The following is a 22,051-nucleotide window of genomic DNA, read 5'->3' on the forward strand; positions in this document are numbered from 1 at the left end:
CCTTGATATCAATGAATAATATAATTATTCTATCATATAAAAAATTAATGTGGCTATTATAAATTATAAGTAGGCAATGCACACATAATGCCATCCGTGGTGGGATCTCTTATCTGTGAGCACTCACCCTCCTGCGCCAGCAGGAGGAATATCAATATCTGTTTAGCGCGCAGCTTCTCCCCCCAGCCCGGTGATCAGGTCATTGATTAATGCAGCCAGTTCTCCGGTCATCAGAATAAAGTCGGCATCAAAACGCTGGGCGACATCTTCCCGGGCGATGTCCTGATTCTGATCGCGCAGTTCATCGCAGAATTTGAGCCGTTTGAGGGAACCATCGTGGCATAGCAGCAACTGAATGCGTTGTTGCCAGTCAAGCGCCAGTTTAGTGACCATTTTGCCGGCTTCGATATGTACTGCAATTTCATCGCTAAGCAGATCCTGTTTTTTTGCCCGGATCATGCCGCCTTCTTCCAGTATCGCCTGTAGTTCGGCCTCATCGAGTAGCTGGAATCCTTGTGCTGCGTGACCACTGCGGACCCATTCGGTGAGCGTCAATTCAACAGGCTGTTCCAGCGTTAAAGGAACGACCGGTAGCGATCCCAGGGTTTTGCGCAACAGCGCCAGCACATCTTCGGCTTTTTTAGCACTGGCGCAATCGATCATAATCAGGTTGTTAACGCTGTCTATCCACATCATCGTCTGGCTATAACGGCTAAAAGCACGCGGTAACAGAGAGTGTAATACTTCATCTTTCAGCGAATCTTTTTCTGTCTTTTTCAGCTTTCGCCCCTGATCCGCCTCCAGCTTGCGGATTTTGGCTTCCAGTGCCTGTTTAATCACCGGTGAGGGCAGAATTTTTTCCTCTTTACCTGCGCAAATCATGATCTGGCCGTTAACCGTATGAGCTAAAACTTCGCTGTGTGATCCTGCCGGGGGAACCCAACCGATCTTCACCCTATCCTGGCTACCACAAGGGGTGAAAGCCAGTCCGGCTAACTGTTTTTCCATCTCTTCGGCGCGTATGGCGGTATCGCGATTGAGTCGGTAAATCATTAAGTTTCTGAACCACAGCATGAGCGTATCCACGTTGTTATCATCAAATTTAGCCTGGCATGATAGCGAATTGTCGCTCTGTTCGTCACCTTTCTGTCGCCAATGCCAGCGAGAGGTGACAGAAGATCAACCTGCTATCGCCAGCAGCAAAACAGTTATTGTCATCTCAGGTGGAAGGCAGTACGTTATTAGTGATGAAAATGGATAATATGTAGTCAGTTATGACGATATATTTATTTTTTATCGAATAATAATCTGCTTTCATACTCTTCATGTATTGCACTGACAGTGGATAAACGTTTAAATTTCTTTTCCTGTAATACCATTATTCACTCTTCTTACCCGCAAGCTATGGTTAATTTCTTTAACATTATCGTCATGTTCAAACCTTTTACCCACAAAGGGTCTACGCCATTGCTCACTTGTTAATCTATCGATATCCACAGGCAGTAATAATTCTATGAATCATCAGTTAAAATTTCGCGATATTATGGCATTGGGCTTTATGACCTTTGCGTTATTTGTGGGTGCTGGCAATATTATTATCCCACCGATGGTGGGGATACAGGCGGGAGAGCATGTCTGGCTCGCCGCGATCGGTTTTCTGATAACCGCGGTGGGTTTGCCGGTTCTGACTGTGATCGCACTGGCGAAGGCGGGGGGCGGATTTGAAAGTCTGAGTTCGCCGATCGGCAAAACGGCGGGTCTTCTGCTTGCGGTGGTGTGTTATCTGATCGTCGGCCCGCTTTTTGCCATCCCGAGAACGGCGACCGTCTCTTTTGAGGTAGGTATTGCGCCATTAACCGGTAGCGATGGGACGATGCCACTGATGATTTACAGTATCATCTATTTCGCACTGGCGGTACTGGTCGCGCTGTATCCCGGTAAATTATTAGATACGGTAGGTAATTTTCTGGCCCCGCTGAAAATTATCGCACTGTCCTTACTCTCTGTTGCCGTTATTATCTGGCCTGCTGGCCCGCTTAGCCATGCGCTGGAGGCTTATCGTAGCGCCCCCTTTACCCGTGGTGTGGTCGATGGTTATCTGACCATGGATACCCTCGGGGCGATGGTTTTCGGCATTGTTATTGTTAACGCTATCCGTTCCCGAGGGGTGAATGATCGCCTTCTGTTAACCCGCTATACCATCCTCGCGGGTATGATGGCGGGGGTCGGTTTGACCTTGCTTTACCTGGCACTTTTTCGTCTCGGATCAGACAGCGCCAGTTTAGTGGCGCAATCGGCCAACGGTGCCGCTATTTTACATGCTTATGTACAGCACACCTTTGGCGGGGCGGGTAGCGCGATGCTGGCGGCGCTGATTTTCATCGCCTGTCTGGTGACCGCTGTCGGATTGACTTGCGCCTGTGCTGAATTTTTCTCTCAATATCTGCCTCTCTCTTATCGTACACTGGTGTTTTTTATTGGCTTTTTCTCAATGATGATCGCCAATCTGGGGCTCACTCTTTTGATTGAGATATCCATTCCGGTGCTGATCACCATTTATCCGCCCTGTATCGTGTTGGTATTATTAAGTTTTACCCGTCAATGGTGGCGTAATCCCCGCCATGTGATTACGCCTGCGGTGTTTATTAGCCTGCTATTTGGTATGATTGATGGCATTAAATCGTCGGTTGTCGAGTGGATATTGCCTGCATGGACGGCACAATTGCCGCTGGCAGAGCATAAGATGGTCTGGGTCGTACCGGCGGTAGTGATGCTTATTGTAGCGATCATCTGGGATCGTATTGTTGCATGCCAGATGATCTCCCGCCCACGTTAACTGGCATGGTAACAAAGAAGATGAAAGGTGGTAACGTACTGAAGCGCGGGCTAAACGCCCGGCATATTCGTTTTATGGCGCTGGGCTCGGCTATTGGAACCGGCCTGTTTTATGGATCGGCCGATGCGATTAAGATGGCAGGCCCCAGTGTCCTGCTGGCTTATATGATCGGCGGCGTTGTCGCCTATATTATCATGCGCGCCCTCGGCGAGATGTCAGTACAGAATCCGGCCGCCAGTTCGTTTTCTCGTTATGCACAGGATTACCTTGGCCCGCTGGCAGGTTATATTACTGGCTGGACATACTGTTTTGAAATTTTGATTGTTGCTATCGCCGATGTTACCGCCTTTGGGATCTATATGGGAGTCTGGTTCCCGACCGTACCTCACTGGATTTGGGTACTCAGTGTGGTGCTGCTCATCTGTATGATTAATCTGATGAGTGTGAAGGTTTTTGGCGAGCTGGAATTCTGGTTCTCATTTTTTAAAGTTGCCACGATTATCATCATGATCGTCGCCGGGCTGGGGATGATCTTCTGGGGTATCGGTAACGGGGGACAGCCTACCGGTATTGATAATCTGTGGCGTCATGGTGGTTTTTTCAGTCATGGCTGGCTGGGAATGGTGATGTCATTACAGATGGTGATGTTCGCTTACGGTGGCATCGAAATTATTGGCATCACCGCCGGTGAGGCGAAAGATCCGCAAAAATCGATCCCGCAGGCGATTAATTCGGTTCCGCTGAGGATACTGATTTTTTATGTTGGTACGCTGTTCGTTATCATGTCACTTTATCCGTGGGATCAGGTGGGTACCAACGGCAGTCCATTTGTCCTGACTTTTCAACATCTGGGGATTACCTTTGCCGCCAGTATTCTGAATTTCGTCGTGCTTACCGCTTCGCTTTCCGCCATCAACAGTGATGTCTTCGGGGTAGGCCGTATGCTGCATGGGATGGCTGAACAGGGCAACGCGCCGAAAATTTTTGCTAAAACCTCGCATCATGGTATTCCGTGGGTAACGGTGGTCGTGATGACCGTTGCGCTATTGCTGGCGGTCTATCTGAACTACGTGATGCCGGAAAATGTTTTTCTGGTGATTGCTTCACTGGCGACATTTGCGACCGTCTGGGTATGGATCATGATCCTGTTGTCGCAAGTCGCTTTTCGTCGCCGTTTATCCGCTGACGAGATCAAGGCGTTGCACTTCAAAGTGCCGGGAGGCGTGGCGACCACGCTGCTGGGGCTGGTGTTTCTCGTCTTTATTATCGTATTGATTGGCTACCATCCTGATACCCGTATTTCGCTGTATGCTGGCTTGATATGGATTGTGTTATTGCTGGTGGGCTGGCAGCTCAAAACGCGGCGTCATCGTTCACCGTCAGGGCGTGGCTAAATAGCTTATATGGACATGAACCCTGATAAAAATTCGTACTCTCTGGCCTCATTAGGGTCATGACTTGCTATAGGCCAGCTATTTGTCGGGTTTACAGAGAGTCGATTCTGCCTGTCAGTACTTTAGCTTATTGACTTTGCATATATTTATAACAACCTGGCTTCGTTACATAGCCTGTTTTATGGCTTACCCGTGCTACGCTATCCGGGCATTGATATCATTCAGCGGCTCCCTCTGAGCCGCTTTTTTATCTGAAATAACAAAAGGGGTGCTGGCGCCATCACAGGCTACCAGCAGCAGGGTCAGACGATTCATGCTCTTTATGCTTCGCCCATAAACTTCCAGTCCACATGCTGGTCTTCCTGCAGCCATTTGGTTTTAAACGGCCACGGGCGATGGATGACTTTGACGACCCGGTCGGTGGGCATGATTTGCCCTTCGCGAAAGTAGCGCGTTTCTTCTTTACTGACGCCCACATTCGGTATCCAGGCAATTTTCCAGTAACCACTTTTCGGGCAGGGTTCGCCGGTGCGGCACAGGATGCGGGGGACGCTGTTGCTGGCGAAGTCCGGCGAGCTGGGTAGTGGCCGTCCGGTTTGTGGATTCAGTTGCCTGGCTTTGGCCAGGTCGAAGATCAGCTGGAATCTGGGCTGCGGGGGCTCGACATTGGCATCGTACTCCTCTATCCATTTCAGTTTGCCATCCAGGCCGGAAGCGGCGCAGGCGGCAGCGGAACGATTTCATTGATTTCCGGGACTTTGGGGTGGACGTAGGAGTATCTTGACAACACATCACCAATGGCTTTATAGCGACGGGAACGTTCTTCATCCTTCTGCTGACCTAAGTAGTAAAGCTCATCTGTTGGTTCGACACCACGAAATCCATGTTCCAGAAAGCTAGCTGCCCCTGTTGTTCCGGCTGCTACACCTAACTGAAAAGCCTCAAGGGCTTCCTGATATTGCTGACGGTTTTTTAAATTAATACCTAAATCCCGAGCCGCCTCTCCTTCTCCCTGTTCAGCAGCACAACGCCGCAACTGCCGGGAGACATCCGGTGCCATATCAGCAGGAAGCAACTTCTCCCCGAGATAGGCCTGCGCCTGTGGATTCCCTTCAATCCACGGAAGAGGCAACATGCACTGACCGGTCACATCGGGTTTAACGGGGGCAATAATATCCCGGATATTCATTCGTTTTCCTCCTTGTCTGTCTCTGTATCTGTCTGGCCGTTAAGCAGGGCGTTATACTGGTTTCGCAGTTCATTTTTACTGGTATCTGTAATGAATGCTGGTTCAGGTGCCATCTGGTCATATTCCTGGATGGCACAGTTCACCGGGCCACTCCAGTGCTATGAAACTTCATTTTCGTGGAACCACTTAAGACCCGACTACAGCCTGTGATCTTATTACCCACATGAATAATACTTTTTATAATTTATTCATCAGATAAATTATAAATATTTTATTATCGACTCAACTGTTTCCGCAGCAGCAGGAGAAATAACTTATATTTTTTGGCATGAAATTTTATTTCATCAGGGATCTCACGGTGTTTCAATTCCGGTAATTCGGTTATCTGATAAAAGTCACTATAATTGTGGTAATTTTTTACCAGTTCCAGTTCTGGCATTAAATCTAAAGGCATGACATGGAGTGCATAACCCCTGCGCACTTTTGCCAGGTTCTGCATCTCGCCGATACAGTTTTTATGACCTTTAGAGTCTGGCAGGGATTACAGCTTTTGCTGCTGCGCCAGCGCCATCATCTGTGGATAGAAATGCCAGAAGCCTTGTTCGAGTTTATCGTAGTGAGTATGGAAATCCTGCCAGCAATCGCTCAGTGCCTGCAGGCGTGGCCGACGCCGGGCCATGCCATTGAGGACGGACTGAATAAAGTCCTTCTCCTGATACCGTTCCAGCCAGCGTTCAGACCACAGCATGGCATTCAGTCGGGTGAAAGCAGGCGGAAAATCAGCGTCACAGGCGCTGATCTGCGTTTCGGCATAGCGGCTAAATTGATCCAGCGTGAGGGCAGGCGACAGGCGATCCCAGTGGCGCGATAAAAAATGATCCCATATGATGTCAAGCGCAATCGGAGCCACACGGCGTGTGAGCGGGCGAAACCACGCTTTCGTCGCCGTGACTTGTGCCAGGTTATCGGTGAAGACATCCACACGACGATGCATAAAGATCCCGGCGACGATCTCAGCAGAATAGCGTGCTGTGGGATTGCCACGGATAAAATCGGCGACCAGATTACCCGGCAATGAGCTGCCCGCCAGGTGGGCGAGATGTAAATGAGCGAGAAAATTCATCGTTTATTAACCTTCCTTAAGGGGCAATAGTTGCAGGGAACCCCTCACGGCACTAGACTACCCGCTTCATTGAGTATTGAGCCTGAGTTATTGATATGCGCGTGAGCGATTTTTCCTTTCAATTACCTGAATCTCTGATTGCGCGCTATCCTGTGCCTGAGCGCAGTCATTGCCGTTTGCTATCGTTAGATGGGCCGACAGGGGCGCTGGCGCATAATACTTTTACCGATCTTATCGATAAGCTCAACCCCGGTGATCTGCTGGTGTTTAATAATACCCGGGTGATCCCGGCGCGCCTGTTTGGTCGCAAAGCCAGTGGTGGCAGGATTGAGGTGCTGGTGGAGCGTGTGCTGGACGATAAACGGGTTCTGGCACATATTCGCGCCTCTAAAGCCCCCAAACCAGCCAGCGAACTGCTGCTGGGGGAGGAGGGAAACGTCAAGGCAACGATGGTGGCACGTCATGGTGCGCTGTTTGAAGTCGCGTTTAACGACCCACGGACGGTGCTGGAGATCCTTAATGCTATCGGTCATATGCCACTGCCACCTTATATTGACCGCCCGGATGAAGCGGCCGATCGTGAGTTATATCAGACCGTCTACAGTAGCCGCCCCGGCGCGGTGGCGGCACCCACCGCCGGACTCCATTTTGATGATCTGCTGCTGACGCAATTGCGTGATAAAGGTATCGAAATGGCATTCGTGACACTGCATGTGGGCGCCGGAACTTTCCAGCCTGTGCGCGTTGAGACCCTTGAGGATCACGTGATGCACGCTGAATATACTGAAGTGCCCGAGGAGGTGGTGACGGCAGTGAAGGCGGCGAAAGCCCGTGGTAATCGTGTGGTGGCGGTCGGCACTACCTCGGTACGTTCGCTGGAGAGCGCGGCACAGGCCGCAAAAGCCGATCTGATTGCGCCATTTTGCGGCGAGACACAAATTTTTATCTATCCGGGTTATCAATACCGGGTGGTGGATGCGCTGGTGACCAATTTTCATCTGCCGGAATCGACACTGATTATGCTGGTTTCGGCGTTTGCTGGCTATCAACACACCATGAATGCCTATCAGGTGGCGGTAGAGCACAAATATCGTTTTTTTAGTTACGGCGATGCGATGTTTATCACGTACAATCCGCAAGCCGTTTTTGAACGTGTCGCGGCGTCCGCCCGCGATGCGCGTTTTTAACGTCAGACTGTATTTCTGACGCAGGAGTCAAGATGAAATTTGAACTGGAAACCACCGATGGCCGCGCACGTCGCGGTCGTCTGGTGTTTGAGCGCGGCGTGGTTGAAACGCCCGCATTTATGCCGGTGGGAACTTACGGTACAGTAAAGGGGATGACGCCAGAAGAAGTCACTGCCACGGGTGCACAAATCATACTGGGTAATACTTTCCATCTCTGGTTACGTCCGGGTCAGGAAGTCATCAAGCAGCATGGCGATTTACACGATTTTATGCAGTGGCAGGGGCCGATTTTGACCGATTCCGGCGGATTTCAGGTGTTCAGCCTTGGCGAAATCCGTAAAATTACCGAACAGGGTGTTCATTTCCGCAATCCGATAAATGGTGATCCGATTTTTCTCGATCCGGAAAAGTCGATGGAGATCCAGTTTGATCTCGGTTCCGATATCGTAATGTCTTTCGACGAATGTACACCCTATCCGGCAGAATGGGATTATGCGAAGCGTTCGATGGAGATGTCTTTGCGTTGGGCGCGCCGCAGTCGTGACCACTTTGATCAGCTGGGGAATCCCAATGCCCTGTTTGGTATTATTCAGGGCAGTGTTTACGAAGATTTACGTGACATCTCAGTGAAAGGGCTGGTGGAGATTGGCTTTGATGGCTACGCTGTCGGTGGCCTGGCGGTGGGCGAGCCGAAACAGGAGATGCACCGTATTCTGGAACATGTTTGCCCGCAGATCCCGGCGGATAAACCCCGCTATCTGATGGGGGTGGGTAAGCCTGAGGATCTGGTTGAGGGGGTACGGCGCGGTATCGATATGTTCGACTGTGTGATGCCGACACGCAATGCGCGCAATGGTCATCTGTTCGTCACCGATGGGGTCGTCAAAATTCGTAACGCCAGATATAAAAGTGACACCGCGCCGCTGGACGCTGAATGTGATTGTTATACCTGCCGCCATTATTCACGCGCTTATTTGCATCATCTCGACCGTTGCAATGAAATACTGGGTGCGCGCCTCAATACCATCCATAACCTGCGTTATTATCAGCGCTTGATGGCGGGTTTACGCAAGGCCATTGAAGAGAGTAAATTAGACGACTTCGTGGCCGAATTTTACCAACGTCAGGGGCGACCTGTGCCACCGATGAACGTTGATTAATTTTAATAGTGAGGGAGTTTGCATGAGCTTTTTTATTTCTGATGCGCTGGCAACAACCGGTGGTGCAGAGCAGGGGAGTCCGATGTCACTGGTGATGATGCTGGTCGCATTCGTTCTGATTTTTTATTTTATGATCCTGCGCCCTCAGCAGAAACGCAGTAAAGAACACCGGGATCTGATGAGTTCTATCAGCAAAGGAGATGAAGTGCTAACCAGTGGCGGTCTGGTCGGACGGGTCACCAAAGTGGCAGAAAACGGGTATATTTCCATCGCCCTGAATGATACTACGGAAGTCGTTATCAAACGTGACTTTGTTGCCGCAGTCTTGCCGAAAGGCACCATGAAGGCGCTGTGATCCACTTTTCTCTAAGGGAATTGCCGTGTTAAACCGTTATCCTTTGTGGAAGTATATCATGCTGGTGGTGGTGCTTATCATCGGTCTGTTATATGCACTTCCCAACCTGTATGGTGAGGATCCCGCTGTTCAAATCACCGGCGTGCGCGGCAGCGCCGCCAGTGAGGAAACGCTGATCCAGGTTCAGAAAATATTACAGGAAGAAAAAATAACTTCGAAGTCAGTGGCCCTGGAAGAGGGCGCTGTCCTTGCGCGTTTTGATACCACCGATATTCAGTTACGGGCGCGTGAAGCGTTGATGACGATATTGGGGGATAAATATGTTGTCGCGCTCAACCTCGCGCCGGCAACACCGCGCTGGTTAGCGGCGATCCACGCTGAACCTATGAAGTTAGGGCTTGATTTACGTGGTGGCGTTCACTTTCTGATGGAAGTGGATATGGAAACCGCGCTGAGTAAATTGCAGGAGCAAAATATCGATAATCTGCGTAGTGAGTTGCGGGAAAAAGGTATCCCGTACTCCTCGGCGCGTAAAGAAGATAATTTTGCTTTGAGTATGACCTTTCGTGACAGCAACGCCCGTGATCAGGCTGTCTCCTGGCTGAGTTCCCGTCATCAGGATCTGGTGATTTCCAGTCAGGGAAATCAGGCGCTGAAAGCGGTGATGAGCGATGAACGGCTGAGAGAAGCGCGCGAATACGCCGTTCAGCAAAACATTAGTATCTTGCGTAATCGTGTTAACCAACTGGGTGTCGCCGAGCCACTGGTGCAGCGTCAGGGTGCGGATCGGATCGTGGTTGAATTACCCGGTATTCAGGATACGGCGCGGGCAAAAGAGATCCTCGGTGCGACAGCGACGCTGGAATTCCGTCTGGTCAATACTAACATTGATCCGGCAGCGGTCAGTATGGGGCGCATCCCCGGCGATTCGGAAGTGAAATATACCCGTGAAGGCCAGCCTGTGGTGCTGTATAAGCGGGTGATCCTGACCGGTGACCATATCACTGATTCGACCTCCGGTATGGATGAATTTAATCGGCCGCAAGTGAATATTTCACTGGATAATGCGGGTGGTAACATCATGTCCAGCTTTACTAAAGACAATATTGGTAAACCGATGGCGACGCTTTTTGTCGAATATAAGGACAGCGGCAAAAAAGAGGCCAGTGGTCGTGTGATCCTGATGAAACAGGAAGAAGTGATCAACATCGCTGATATTAAGGCGCGTCTTGGTAACAGTTTCCGCATTACCAGGATCAGTAATGCGAATGAAGCACGACAGCTGGCCTTATTACTCCGCGCTGGCGCGTTGATCGCACCGATCCAGATTGTCGAGGAACGCACTATCGGGCCGACACTGGGGATGCAGAATATTAAGCAGGGTCTCGAAGCATGTCTTGCCGGACTGGTGGTTTCTATTCTGTTCATGATCTTCTTCTATAAGAAATTCGGACTGATTGCCACGACTGCGCTGGTGGCCAACCTGATACTGATTGTCGGGGTGATGTCTCTGTTGCCGGGTGCCACACTCAGCATGCCAGGAATCGCAGGTATTGTATTAACCCTTGCAGTAGCCGTAGATGCTAACGTGCTGATCAATGAGCGTATCAAAGAAGAACTGAGCAATGGCCGATCGATTCAGCAGGCGATTGATGAAGGTTACCGGGGCGCTTTTAGCTCTATCTTCGATGCGAACATAACCACGTTGATTAAAGTGGTCATTCTGTATGCGGTGGGTACAGGGGCGATCAAAGGATTTGCAATTACGACCGGTATTGGTGTGGCAACATCAATGTTTACCGCTATCGTTGGTACACGCGCCATTGTGAACCTGCTATACGGTGGCAAGCGGATTAAAAAGCTGTCTATCTGAGGAGTGCATTGTGGCACAGGAATATACCATTGAACAATTGAATCACGGCCGTAAAGTCTATGACTTTATGTGCTGGGATTACTGGGCTTTCGGCATCTCCGGTTTGTTGCTGATCGCTGCCATCGTGGTGATGGGGGTACGCGGCTTTAACTGGGGGCTGGATTTTACCGGCGGTACCGTCATGGAGATCACCCTGGAAAAACCTGCTGAGATGGACAAAATACGCGAGGCATTGCAACACGCTGGGTTTCACGATCCGCAGTTGCAAAACTTTGGCAGTAGCCACGATATTATCGTCCGTATGCCGCCGGTGCCTGATATCAAAAGCAGTGAGGAGTTAGCTAACCGGGTTATCAACGTCATCAACCAGGCGACGACGCAAAACGCGAGGATAACAAAGCCCATCGAGTTTGTCGGGCCAACCGTCGGGGCGGATCTGGAGCAGAGTGGCATCATGGCACTTCTGAGCGCATTGGTCTGTATCCTGATCTATGTTGGCTTACGCTTTGAATGGCGTCTGGCGACCGGGGTGGTACTGGCTTTGGCACACGATGTGATAATCACGATGGGGCTGCTTTCGTTATTTCATATCGAAATTGACATGACCATTGTCGCCTCCCTGATGTCAGTCATTGGTTACTCACTGAATGATAGCATCGTGGTATCTGACCGTATTCGTGAAAATTTCCGCAGGATCCGTCGTGGTACGCCTTATGAGATCTTCAATATCTCGTTGACTCAGACACTGCATCGTACCTTGATAACTTCCGGTACCACATTAGTGGTGATCCTGATGTTGTATCTTTTTGGCGGCCCGGTCTTACAGGGATTCTCGCTGACGATGCTGATCGGTGTCTCGATCGGTACGGCTTCTTCAATTTATGTCGCCTCAGCCCTCGCGCTGAAGCTGGGAATGAAGCGCGAACATATGATACCGCAAAAAGTCGAGAAAGAAGGGGCTGACCAACCCTCTATGCTACTATAGCGCTGCGGTCTGCAATAAAAAATCCCGGTCTGATGATCGGGATTTTTTTATACACTATTTTTGCTCTGGTCAGTGCTCTGCTGACATAATGCTGTCAGCAGGGCTGACATACACTTCTGCCTGATTCATAAGATGAACAGGAGAGTGAAAGTATGAATAATGTCATTAACTGGTTTGAAATTCCGGTAGCCGATTTGGATCGGGCGATAAAATTTTATCAACATGTATTGCAGATAACGCTACAACGAGGTGAGCTCAATGAGTCTGATATGGCCATCTTTCCTTATCAATCACCGGCAACCGGCGGGGCACTGGCGAAAATTAAAGGGATAAAACCCGGTGATCAGGGGATTATTATTTATCTGCATACCGATGATCTGAATGCCGCGCTTGAGCGGGTTGACGAGGCGGGTAGCCGCTGTCTCTGGCCCGTGCATGAACTGGAAGAGGATATCGGTAAAATCGCGTTGATTATCGATAGCGAAGGTAATCATATTGGCCTGCATCAGCCAAAATAAGGGAATCACTCTGTTATGAGCCGCCGTGCTGATCGTCTTTTCCAGATTGTTCAGATCCTGCGTGGAAGAAGGCTGACTGACAACGGCGGCCTTATTAGCACAACGCCTCGCCGTATCAGAACGCACGATTTACCGTGATATTCGTGATCTGTCACTGTCGGGTGTGCCGATCGAAGGGGAGGCGGGCAGTGGTTATCGCCTGCTGGCCGGTTATCATTTACCCCCGTTGATGCTGACAACCGCTGAATCTGAAGTACTGGTGGTGGCGATTCGTCTGTTACACACCTGGGGCGGGGCATCCTTGTCTCAGGTACTGGAGTCGGCGCAGGAAAAAATACTGGCGATTTTACCGGAACACAGTCGGCGTAAGGCAGAACAGTCCCAATTGTTTGCCCCGGATATGGGGACACAGGGCTATTGCAAAGATCAGTTTGATTTAGTTCATCGGGCGATAGCTGGCCGTCAGGTTCTGGCGTTGCACTATCGTGATGAAAATGGCCACTGTTCGCAACGTCAGGTATTACCTTTGGGACTTTTCTTCTGGGGAGAGCGCTGGTTGCTGGTGAGCTGGTGTGAGTTGCGGATGGATTATCGCTGCTTTCGTCTTGATCGCTGTCTGGAGATCGCCATAGTCGAACGGCATTTCAATGAGCAGGCGGATCGTTCGTTAAGTGATTTTCTGCGTAAAGTGAAACGCGAGGCATAGTCAGCATCGTGTTCTCAACAATAAGAGCCTATCCCATTAGGATATTTTACTTGCCATTTTGGCCCTGGGCAGTGCCCGAAATCCTCACGTACTCCGTGTACGCTGCGGTTTCTCCGCGCTGTCCGTGTCCAGACTGGCTGCGCCAATAACGCCTGGTGGGATAGGCTCTAAGAGTCTGTGACATTCATTGACAAATACCAGAAGAGAGATACATTATATAATAGTTCTACCATCCTTAATGAGAGATAATGAAAATTATCGCTCATTATGTTTTTATTTTTATATAGAGTGATATTATTTATGTTATTATTATCAGCATATAAATTAAGTCTTATTAATTTGATGACAGAACCCGGTGCTTATTATGACCTGGGTTATCAATATGACCTTGCGATATGTATTGTCGCATCCGCAGCATTATTATATTTCTTAATCTGGACGCTGTTTAATATACGGAAGAAATAAGTCGATTGTTTGTTATTAATAAGTAATTGTAAATTAAAAAAAACATAAAATCAGTAAATTATGTAAATAAAATAGCACAATGATTAATTCCGCAGGAAAGAGTAAGAGCTTAAATAACTTCGCAAAATAATAGATCACTTTGAGGGAACTCAGCCCGGATTTTGCGATCTGATCAATCGCCAGACATCACAAATCACAAACCGGACTGAGCGATGCCGATCATAGCAGCTATTTCTCCTGAAGAACGACGTTTTATGCGTAAAGAAGCACAGCAGACTCGCGATAAAAACGATGCACGGCGGCTAATCGCTATGCTTATGTTGCATCAGGGAATGACTGTTACCGATGTCGCCCGGCTGCTCTGTGCCGCCCGTTCATCTGTGGGCCGCTGGATAAACGGGTTCACGTTATAGGGTACTGAAGGCCTCAGAAGCCTCAGACCCGGACGAGAGCAGCACTGGCCTGTTACCGATATCTTACGGGTTCTGCCATTGCTGATTCAGCGTACCCCGAAAGATTATGGCTGGTTACGTTCACGGTGGAGTACAGAATTGCTGGCCCGTATCATCAACCAGGTTTTTAATATAACGCTTCATCGTTCAACGCTGCACCGCTACCTGAAACAGGCGGGAATAGTCTGGAGAAGAGCAGCGCCCACGCTGAAAATCAGAGACCCGCATTATGATGAAAAACAGTCCGCTATAGAGCAGGCTCTGGCTCAGGATCAGGCAGAAAATCCGGTGTTTTATCAGGATGAAGTTGATATTGACCTGAACCCAAAAATCGGCGCTGACTGGATGCTCAGAGGACAACAGAAACGAGTTGCCACGCCGGGACAGAATCAGAAGCATTACCTGGCCGGGGCGCTGCATGCAGATACAGGAAAAGTTCATTACGTCAGTGGCAGCAATAAGAACTCTGATTTATTTATCCGTTTGCTGGAAACACTCCGCCGCACATACCGTCGGGCAAAGACCATCACGGTGATAGCAGATAACTACGTTATTCATAAAAGCCGGAAAGTGGAGCACTGGCTGGACGGGAATAAAAAATTCAGGGTGTTGTTCCTGCCGGTATATTTACCATGGCTGAATCCAGTAGAACGGTTGTGGCTGTCCTTACATGAAACGGTCACACGGAATCATTCGTGCCGGTACATGTGGCAGCTACTGAAACAGGTAAAGCAGTTTATGAAAGTTGCCTCCCCATTTCCCGGTAGCTGCCTGGGGCTGGCGAAAGTGGAGCGTTAATATGAGAAGTTATTTAGCCATTAAAATTGATTGTTTTCATTCAATACTATTAGCGCCTGCCTCCCTGTTGCTGATCGCCTGCTACACCAGTCGATCAGCCGTCGCATCCCGATCATCAAAGTGCTTTCTTTGTCGTTACGCCACTTCGCGGTAAACTATAATCCGGTTTCACTCTTTGTCAGGATGCGCTATGTATTGCCCTTTCTGTTCCGCTGTCGATACCAAAGTGATTGACTCTCGTCTGGTGAGTGAGGGATCTTCTGTGCGCCGTCGGCGGCAGTGTCTGGTTTGTCATGAACGTTTTACGACGTTTGAAGTGGCAGAACTGATCATGCCACGTATCGTCAAGAGCAATGATGTGCGGGAACCCTTCAATGAAGATAAGTTGCGTGGCGGCATGCTGAAAGCACTGGAAAAACGTCCGGTCAGTGCTGATGATGTAGAAATGGCCATTAGTCATATCCAGACCTATTTACGCGGTACCGGGGAGCGTGAAGTTGCCAGCAAAATGGTGGGGAACCTGGTGATGGAACAGCTGAAAAAGCTCGATAAGGTCGCTTATATTCGCTTTGCTTCCGTGTATCGTAGTTTTGAAGATATTAAAGAATTTGGCGAAGAGATCGCCCGTTTGCAGGATTAAATCATGCATGACGAAATCTATATGGCGCGAGCGCTCAAACTGGCGGCTCGTGGTCGTTTTACTACCCATCCTAATCCTAACGTCGGCTGTGTGATCGTCAAAGATAACGAAATTGTCGGTGAAGGTTTTCATTATCGCGCTGGTGAGGATCATGCTGAAGTACATGCATTACGCATGGCGGGTGAAAAGGCAAAAGGCGCTACCGCCTACGTCACCCTGGAGCCCTGCAGCCATTATGGTCGTACTCCGCCCTGTTGCGAAGCGCTGATCGCCGCGGGCATTACCCGCGTGGTAGCGGCGATGCAGGATCCGAATCCACAAGTCGCCGGACGCGGGCTCTATCGTTTGCAACAAGCGGGTGTCGCGGTCAGTCATGGTCTGATGATGGCCGAAGTGGAAGCGCTGAATAAGGGCTTTCTGAAGCGTATGCGCACAGGCTTTCCTTATCTGCAGCTGAAAATGGCGATGTCGCTCGATGGCCGTACCGCGATGGCCAGCGGTGAAAGTCAGTGGATTACCGCAGTCGCGGCACGCCATGATGTCCAGCGCCTGAGGGCGCAAAGTCATGCCATTCTGACCAGTAGCGCGACCGTGCTGGCCGATGATCCGGCATTGACCGTTCGCTGGCAGGCGCTGGGGACAGAGATACAGGCGCACTATCCGCAACAAAATGTGCGCCAGCCATGGCGTATCGTGATCGACAGTCACAATCGTGTGACGCCCCAGCATCGCATTGTGCATCAGCCTGGCAACACACTATTTGTCCGTAAAGATCCTGATTTACGACAATGGCCGCAAAATGTCGAAACACTTTTTCTGGCGGAACATAACGGTCATCTCGATCTGTTGTCATTAATGATCCAGCTGGGGAAACGCCAGATTAACAGCATCTGGGTAGAGGCAGGCCCGACGCTGGCAGGCGCCCTGTTACAGGCCGGGCTGGTCGATGAGCTGGTTCTCTATATTGCGCCTAAACTATTGGGCAGTGATGCGCGTGGTTTGTGTCTCTTACCGGGACTTGAGCGGCTGGCGGATGCGCCACAATTTGAATTCAGCGAGATACGTCAGGTCGGGTCGGATCTTTGCCTGCATTTAACCCCGTCTGACGGCCTGGGTTGAAAGAGCAGCAGAGCCCCAATTATTATGATAGAATCCGCCCCCCTTATCGGGGGCCCTGAATCGAAAGGAAGTGTATGAAGATTATTGAAGCTAATGTGGCGACTCCGGATGCGCGTATCGCGATTACCATTGCGCGTTTTAACGCTTTTATCAATGACAGTCTGCTGGAAGGCGCTGTTGATGCGTTAAAGCGGATTGGCCAGGTAAAGGATGAGAATATTACGGTGGTGTGGGTTCCTGGTGCCTATGAGCTGCCACTGGCCGCTGGCGCACTGGCGAAAACTGGTCGATATGACGCTATTGTTGCCCTCGGAACGGTGATCCGTGGTGGCACGGCTCACTTTGAGTATGTCGCGGGGGGAGCCAGTAGCGGGCTGGCGCAAATTGCTCAGCAGAGCGAGATCCCGGTTGCTTTTGGTGTATTGACCACCGAAAGCATTGAACAGGCCATCGAACGCGCCGGGACGAAAGCCGGTAATAAAGGGGCCGAAGCGGCCTTAACCGCGCTGGAAATGATTAACGTATTAACAGCTATCAAGGCTTAATTTTTTTGTAAGGGGAATTTCGTGAAACCTGCTGCTCGTCGTCGCGCTCGTGAATGCGCTGTCCAGGCGCTTTACTCCTGGCAGTTATCCAGCAACGATATCGCTGATATCGAATCTCAGTTCCTGGCGGAACAGGATATGAAAGATGTCGATGTGCAATATTTCCGCGAGCTGCTGGCCGGTGTGGTCATGAACAGTGCTCATCTTGATGATTTGATGAAGCCCTATCTGTCGCGCCAGCTTGATGGGCTGGGGCCGGTGGAGAAAGCAATACTGCGCGTGGCGTTGTTCGAACTGGAAAAACGTAGCGATGTTCCCTATAAAGTGGCGATCAACGAAGCGATTGAGCTGGCAAAAACTTTTGCCGCTGAAGAGAGCCATAAATTTGTCAACGGTGTCCTCGATAAAGCGGCTCCCGTTATTCGCCCGCATAAAAAATAGATAGCAAAGCGGTTTTGCGCAGCCGCGACTGCGCAAAATCTTACCTTCCTCTCTTTTGCTAAGGCAAACGCTATGTCATGCGGCGAATTTTCCCTGATTGCCCGTTATTTTGATCGTGTCAAAAACCGACGCCCTGATGTCGAAACCGGTATTGGCGATGATTGCGCTCTCCTCAATATCGCGGAGCGAAAAACGCTGGCTATCAGCACCGATACCCTGGTCGAGGGTCATCATTTTTTACCGGATATCGATCCTGCGGATCTGGCCTGTAAAGCGCTGGCGGTGAATCTTAGCGACCTTGCCGCAATGGGCGCTGAACCGGCATGGCTGACACTGGCATTGACATTGCCACAAGTGGATGAAGCCTGGCTGGCGGCATTCAGCGATAGTCTGTTTTCTCAGCTTGATTATTATGACATGCAGCTGATTGGCGGTGATACCACCCGTGGCCCGCTGGCGATGACGCTGGGGGTCCATGGCTTTGTACCACAAGGACGAGCGCTAAAACGCAGCGGTGCGAAATCGGGAGACTGGATTTATGTCACCGGTACACCGGGCGATAGCGCCGCAGGACTGGCGATTTTACAAAACAGATTAGTGGTGAATCAGCCAGAGGATGCCCGCTATTTGTTGCAGCGTCATCTGCGTCCTGAGCCGCGGGTGCTGCAAGGCCAGGCGTTGCGTGATCTGGCCAGTGCCGCGATTGATATTTCTGATGGTTTGCTGGCGGATCTGCGCCATATCCTGGATGCCAGTGGTTGCGGTGCGCGGATCAATCTTGACGCGCTGCCGCTATCGACCGCGCTGCGCCATCATGTGCCAGCACAACAGGCACTGCACTGGGCATTATCGGGGGGTGAAGATTACGAGCTGTGCTTTACGGTTGCGGAACTCAACCGTGGCGCGCTGGATGTGGCGATGGCGCATTCGGGCATCAGCTTTACCTGTATCGGACAGGTCAGCCCTGAAGCAGGAAAGGTACTGCTGTTACAGGCAGGCAAGCCGGTTGATCTCGATTTTCCGGGCTATGATCATTTTGCGCTACGCGGGGAATAATCGCTTTCCCCGCGCGTTTCATGTCGCGGGAGAAAGAGAAAGCCAGGCGTCGATTCGGGCTTCGATCCCGGCCGCATCCAGCTCCAGATCAGCCCGTATCTCTTGCTGAGTACCTTGTGGAATAAAGAAATCCGGCAGACCAATATTCAGTACCGGCACACCACAGCGATGAGCCATGATCAGTTCATTAACACCACTGCCTGCGCCACCCATAATGGCGTTTTCTTCCAGGGTGATCAGCATCTCGTGTTCATCGGCTAACTGTAAAATCAACGCATTATCCAGCGGTTTGACAAAACGCATATCGACCAGCGTGGCATCGCGTTTTTCGGCGACCTGGAGCGCCTCGGGCAGCAGGGTGCCGAAATTGAGAATGGCCATTTTTTTGCCGCGTCGTTTCACCACCCCTTTGCCGATCGGCAGGCAGGTGAGTGGCTCTCGCTGCGCCCCTGTGCCTGTTCCGCGCGGATAACGTACCGCAGTGGGGCCTTGCTGATAGTGATAACCGGTATGCAGCATCTGTCGGCATTCGTTTTCATCGCTGGGGGTCATAATGACGATATCGGGAATGCAACGCAAAAAAGAGAGATCGAAAGCGCCCTGGTGCGTCTGACCATCGGCACCGACGATACCCGCGCGGTCAATGGCGAATAAGACAGGCAGCTTCTGGATCGCGACATCGTGAATGATCTGATCATAGGCGCGTTGCAGGAAAGTGGAGTAAATCGCTACCACCGGCTTATAACCACCAATCGCCAGTCCTGCGGCAAAGGTAACCGCATGTTGTTCAGCGATGGCGACATCGAAATAGCGATCAGGGTATTTTTTTGAAAACGCCACCATCCCAGAGCCTTCGCGCATAGCAGGGGTGATCGCCATCAGTTTATTATCGCTGGCGGCGGTTTCACACAACCAGTCGCCAAAAATCTGTGAGTAAGTCGGGATTTCGCTGTTATTTTGCGGCAGAACGCCACGGGTATAGTCGAATTTGGGTACGGCATGAAAAGTGATCGGATCTTTTTCTGCCGGTTCATAGCCACGACCCTTTTTGGTCATAATATGCAGAAATTGCGGCCCGCTCAGATCACGCATGTTTTTTAGTGTATGGATCAAGCCGATGACATCATGGCCATCTACCGGGCCGATATAGTTAAAACCCAGCTCTTCAAACAGCGTGCCGGGCACCACCATGCCTTTGAGATGTTCTTCAGTGCGTTTGAGCAGCTCTTTGATCGGCGGTACGCCGGAGAAGACTTTTTTTCCGCCTTCGCGCAAGGTGGAATACAGCTTACCAGACAGCAGTTGTGCCAGATGATTATTCAGCGCACCGACATTTTCCGAAATTGACATTTCGTTGTCATTGAGGATCACCAGCAGGTCGGGCCTGATATCGCCAGCATGATTCATCGCCTCAAAAGCCATACCACCGGTAATGGCACCATCACCGATAACACAGGCAGTACGGCGCTGTTTCCCCTCTCTGGCAGCGGCGATCGCCATGCCAATCCCGGCCGATATGGAGGTCGAGGAGTGGCCGACGCTCAGAACATCGTATTCACTCTCCTCACGCCACGGAAAAGGATGCAATCCCCCTTTCTGACGGATAGTACCGATGTTATCGCGGCGTCCGGTAAGGATTTTATGCGGATAAGCCTGATGACCGACATCCCAGATGACGTGATCAAAGGGGGTGTGATAAACATAATGCAGCGCCACGGTTAACTCAACCGTACCGAGCCCGGAGGCAAAATGGCCACTGGAACGACTGACACTATCCAGCAGGTAACGGCGTAGTTCGTCGCACAGTTTCACCAGGCTGTCTTTTGGCAATAAGCGTAATGCCATCGGGGAATCGATCTGTGCCAGTAGAGGGTATTTGACAATATCAAAACTCATCAGAAACTCTTATCGTTTATTTATTACGTTCAATGACGTAATGGGCGAGCGCTTCCAGTGCTGTGGTATCCAGCGACTGTGCGCTCAGTTGAGCAAGCGACCGACGAGCGTCTCGTATCAGATCATGCGCTTTTTGCCGGGCTGATTCCAGCCCCAGTAGTGCCGGGTAAGTGCTTTTGCCTAACTGCTGATCGGCACCCTGACGTTTGCCAAGGATAGCCGTATCACCGGTCACATCCAGAATATCATCCTGGACCTGGAATGCGATGCCGATATTTTGGGCGAAGTTATCCAGTGTCGGGATCGCGTTACGCCCCCGATCACCGGCACAAAGGGCGGCCATACGTACTGCCGCGCCAATCAGGTCGGCGGTTTTATGGCGATGAATGCGCTCCAGCGCCTGCAGGTTAACCTGTTGACCTTCTGCCACCAGATCCAGCGCTTGTCCACCACACATGCCACGAACCCCACTGGCTCTGGCCAGTTCAGCGATCATCGCCAGTCGGGCGCTGTCAGGTACACCGGGCATGGGGGTGTCGCTAAGGATAGAAAATGCCAGTGTTTGTAGCGCATCCCCGGCGAGAATCGCATTCGCTTCACCAAATTTAATATGACAGGTCGCGACACCACGCCGGAGATCGTCGTTATCCATGGCCGGTAGATCATCATGGATCAGAGAGTAGGCATGTATGCATTCGATAGCCGCCGCTGGCGCATCCAGTGTGGCACAGGGAATATCAAACATCTCACCGGTGGCATAAACGAGAAACGGGCGCAGACGTTTCCCCCCCGACAGGACGCCATATTGCATCGCGGCGACCAGCGGCATCTGCTGAAAAGGGAGATCAGCAAAGAAATGTTGTAGCGCATTGTTGGTGCGTTCAGCATAGACCTGTAATTGTTGTGATAAATCCATTTATTCACTATCCGGCATAAAGGGGGTTAATGCGCCTTCTTCGCTTTCAGTCAGTAAGATCTGTACCCGCTGTTCAGCCTGCTGCAGTTTGGCCTGCCCCTGACGGGCGAGTTGTACGCCACGCTCAAATTCGCTGAGCGCCTCTTCTAATGGCAGTGTGCCGCTTTCCAGACGACTGACGATCTGTTCCAGTTCGTCAAGGGCGGTTTCAAAGCTGACCGGGGACCCATTTTTCTTTGGCATAGTGAATATCGACTCTTATTGTGGCAGTGATCAATATGGTATCGAAGTTAGGCCGTTAAGCAAATAACACGTAACACCAGGTGAAAATGATGCAATAGTGGTATACTCCGCGCCCTGGATGCAGGCATCTGAATGCACTGCTTGACAACTTTTT

18 protein-coding genes and 3 pseudogenes are annotated in these 22,051 nt (G+C 50.7%); 15 read left to right on the forward strand and 6 right to left on the reverse strand.

Annotation, left to right across the window (positions count from 1 at the left end; all coding sequences use genetic code 11):
* Nucleotides 1-162: 162 nt before the first annotated feature.
* A complete protein-coding gene (gene rdgC, locus PT300_06845) occupies nucleotides 163-1,074 on the reverse strand; it encodes a recombination-associated protein RdgC (protein MDF7680324.1) in 912 nt (303 codons plus the stop codon).
* A gap of 439 nt (nucleotides 1,075-1,513) precedes the next feature.
* Between rdgC and brnQ the strand changes: the two genes are divergently transcribed.
* A complete protein-coding gene (gene brnQ, locus PT300_06850) occupies nucleotides 1,514-2,836 on the forward strand; it encodes a branched-chain amino acid transport system II carrier protein (GenBank protein ID MDF7680325.1) in 1,323 nt (440 codons plus the stop codon).
* Nucleotides 2,837-2,856: 20 nt separating this feature from the next.
* Entirely contained in the window at nucleotides 2,857-4,230 is a 1,374-nt protein-coding gene (gene proY, locus PT300_06855; protein MDF7680326.1) for a proline-specific permease ProY, read from the forward strand.
* 320 nt (nucleotides 4,231-4,550) lie between these two features.
* Here the strand turns inward: proY and PT300_06860 are convergent.
* Both PT300_06860 and PT300_06865 read right to left on the reverse strand, forming a co-directional pair.
* Nucleotides 4,551-5,344: pseudogene (locus tag PT300_06860) on the reverse strand (DUF6396 domain-containing protein).
* 616 nt (nucleotides 5,345-5,960) lie between these two features.
* Nucleotides 5,961-6,542, reverse strand: coding sequence for an ACP phosphodiesterase (locus PT300_06865; GenBank protein MDF7680327.1), 582 nt, complete (start codon nucleotides 6,540-6,542; stop codon nucleotides 5,961-5,963).
* 95 nt (nucleotides 6,543-6,637) lie between these two features.
* Here PT300_06865 and queA point away from each other — a divergent pair, with 95 nt between their 5' ends.
* The 13 genes and pseudogenes from queA (at nucleotide 6,638) to thiL (ending at nucleotide 18,842) form a co-directional block, all read left to right on the forward strand.
* A complete protein-coding gene (gene queA, locus PT300_06870; GenBank protein ID MDF7680328.1) occupies nucleotides 6,638-7,729 on the forward strand; it encodes a tRNA preQ1(34) S-adenosylmethionine ribosyltransferase-isomerase QueA in 1,092 nt (363 codons plus the stop codon).
* A gap of 32 nt (nucleotides 7,730-7,761) precedes the next feature.
* The gene (gene tgt / locus PT300_06875) at nucleotides 7,762-8,889 is read left to right on the forward strand and encodes a tRNA guanosine(34) transglycosylase Tgt (GenBank protein ID MDF7680329.1); all 1,128 of its coding nucleotides are present in this window, start codon (nucleotides 7,762-7,764) and stop codon (nucleotides 8,887-8,889) included.
* Between the two features lie 22 nt (nucleotides 8,890-8,911).
* A complete protein-coding gene (yajC, locus tag PT300_06880) occupies nucleotides 8,912-9,244 on the forward strand; it encodes a preprotein translocase subunit YajC (protein ID MDF7680330.1) in 333 nt (110 codons plus the stop codon).
* 25 nt (nucleotides 9,245-9,269) lie between these two features.
* On the forward strand, nucleotides 9,270-11,117 hold the full coding sequence (gene secD, locus PT300_06885) for a protein translocase subunit SecD (GenBank protein MDF7680331.1): 1,848 nt from the start codon (nucleotides 9,270-9,272) through the stop codon (nucleotides 11,115-11,117).
* 10 nt (nucleotides 11,118-11,127) lie between these two features.
* Nucleotides 11,128-12,102 (forward strand): protein translocase subunit SecF, encoded by a 975-nt coding sequence (secF, locus tag PT300_06890; protein ID MDF7680332.1) that lies wholly within the window; start codon nucleotides 11,128-11,130, stop codon nucleotides 12,100-12,102.
* A 152-nt stretch (nucleotides 12,103-12,254) separates the two neighbouring features.
* A complete protein-coding gene (locus PT300_06895; protein ID MDF7680333.1) occupies nucleotides 12,255-12,620 on the forward strand; it encodes a VOC family protein in 366 nt (121 codons plus the stop codon).
* 15 nt (nucleotides 12,621-12,635) lie between these two features.
* A pseudogene (locus tag PT300_06900) lies at nucleotides 12,636-13,326 on the forward strand (YafY family protein).
* Between the two features lie 677 nt (nucleotides 13,327-14,003).
* Nucleotides 14,004-15,041 (forward strand): annotated as a pseudogene (locus tag PT300_06905) (IS630 family transposase).
* A 190-nt stretch (nucleotides 15,042-15,231) separates the two neighbouring features.
* Nucleotides 15,232-15,681, forward strand: coding sequence for a transcriptional regulator NrdR (gene nrdR, locus PT300_06910; protein ID MDF7680334.1), 450 nt, complete (start codon nucleotides 15,232-15,234; stop codon nucleotides 15,679-15,681).
* A gap of 3 nt (nucleotides 15,682-15,684) precedes the next feature.
* The gene (gene ribD, locus PT300_06915; GenBank protein ID MDF7680335.1) at nucleotides 15,685-16,800 is read left to right on the forward strand and encodes a bifunctional diaminohydroxyphosphoribosylaminopyrimidine deaminase/5-amino-6-(5-phosphoribosylamino)uracil reductase RibD; all 1,116 of its coding nucleotides are present in this window, start codon (nucleotides 15,685-15,687) and stop codon (nucleotides 16,798-16,800) included.
* Between the two features lie 74 nt (nucleotides 16,801-16,874).
* Nucleotides 16,875-17,345, forward strand: coding sequence for a 6,7-dimethyl-8-ribityllumazine synthase (gene ribE, locus PT300_06920; protein ID MDF7680336.1), 471 nt, complete (start codon nucleotides 16,875-16,877; stop codon nucleotides 17,343-17,345).
* 21 nt (nucleotides 17,346-17,366) lie between these two features.
* Nucleotides 17,367-17,786, forward strand: a complete 420-nt coding sequence (gene nusB, locus PT300_06925) for a transcription antitermination factor NusB (protein ID MDF7680337.1) — start codon at nucleotides 17,367-17,369, stop codon at nucleotides 17,784-17,786.
* Nucleotides 17,787-17,858: 72 nt separating this feature from the next.
* Nucleotides 17,859-18,842, forward strand: coding sequence for a thiamine-phosphate kinase (gene thiL, locus PT300_06930; protein MDF7680338.1), 984 nt, complete (start codon nucleotides 17,859-17,861; stop codon nucleotides 18,840-18,842).
* 18 nt (nucleotides 18,843-18,860) lie between these two features.
* Here thiL and dxs read toward each other — a convergent pair whose 3' ends face one another.
* The 3 genes from dxs to xseB are packed head-to-tail and all read right to left on the reverse strand — an operon-like array spanning nucleotide 18,861 to nucleotide 21,897.
* Nucleotides 18,861-20,738 carry a 1-deoxy-D-xylulose-5-phosphate synthase gene (gene dxs, locus PT300_06935; protein MDF7680339.1) on the reverse strand — a complete coding sequence of 626 codons (1,878 nt, stop codon included), beginning with the start codon at nucleotides 20,736-20,738 and terminating at the stop codon, nucleotides 18,861-18,863.
* A 16-nt stretch (nucleotides 20,739-20,754) separates the two neighbouring features.
* Nucleotides 20,755-21,654, reverse strand: a complete 900-nt coding sequence (ispA, locus tag PT300_06940; GenBank protein ID MDF7680340.1) for a (2E,6E)-farnesyl diphosphate synthase — start codon at nucleotides 21,652-21,654, stop codon at nucleotides 20,755-20,757.
* Complete coding sequence (gene xseB / locus PT300_06945) at nucleotides 21,655-21,897, reverse strand: exodeoxyribonuclease VII small subunit (GenBank protein ID MDF7680341.1); 243 nt, start codon at nucleotides 21,895-21,897, stop codon at nucleotides 21,655-21,657.
* Between the last annotated feature and the right edge of the window lie 154 nt (nucleotides 21,898-22,051).

The sequence above is a fragment of the Enterobacteriaceae bacterium ESL0689 genome, from assembly GCA_029433525.1.
Taxonomy (GTDB): Bacteria; Pseudomonadota; Gammaproteobacteria; order Enterobacterales; family Enterobacteriaceae; genus JAQTIF01.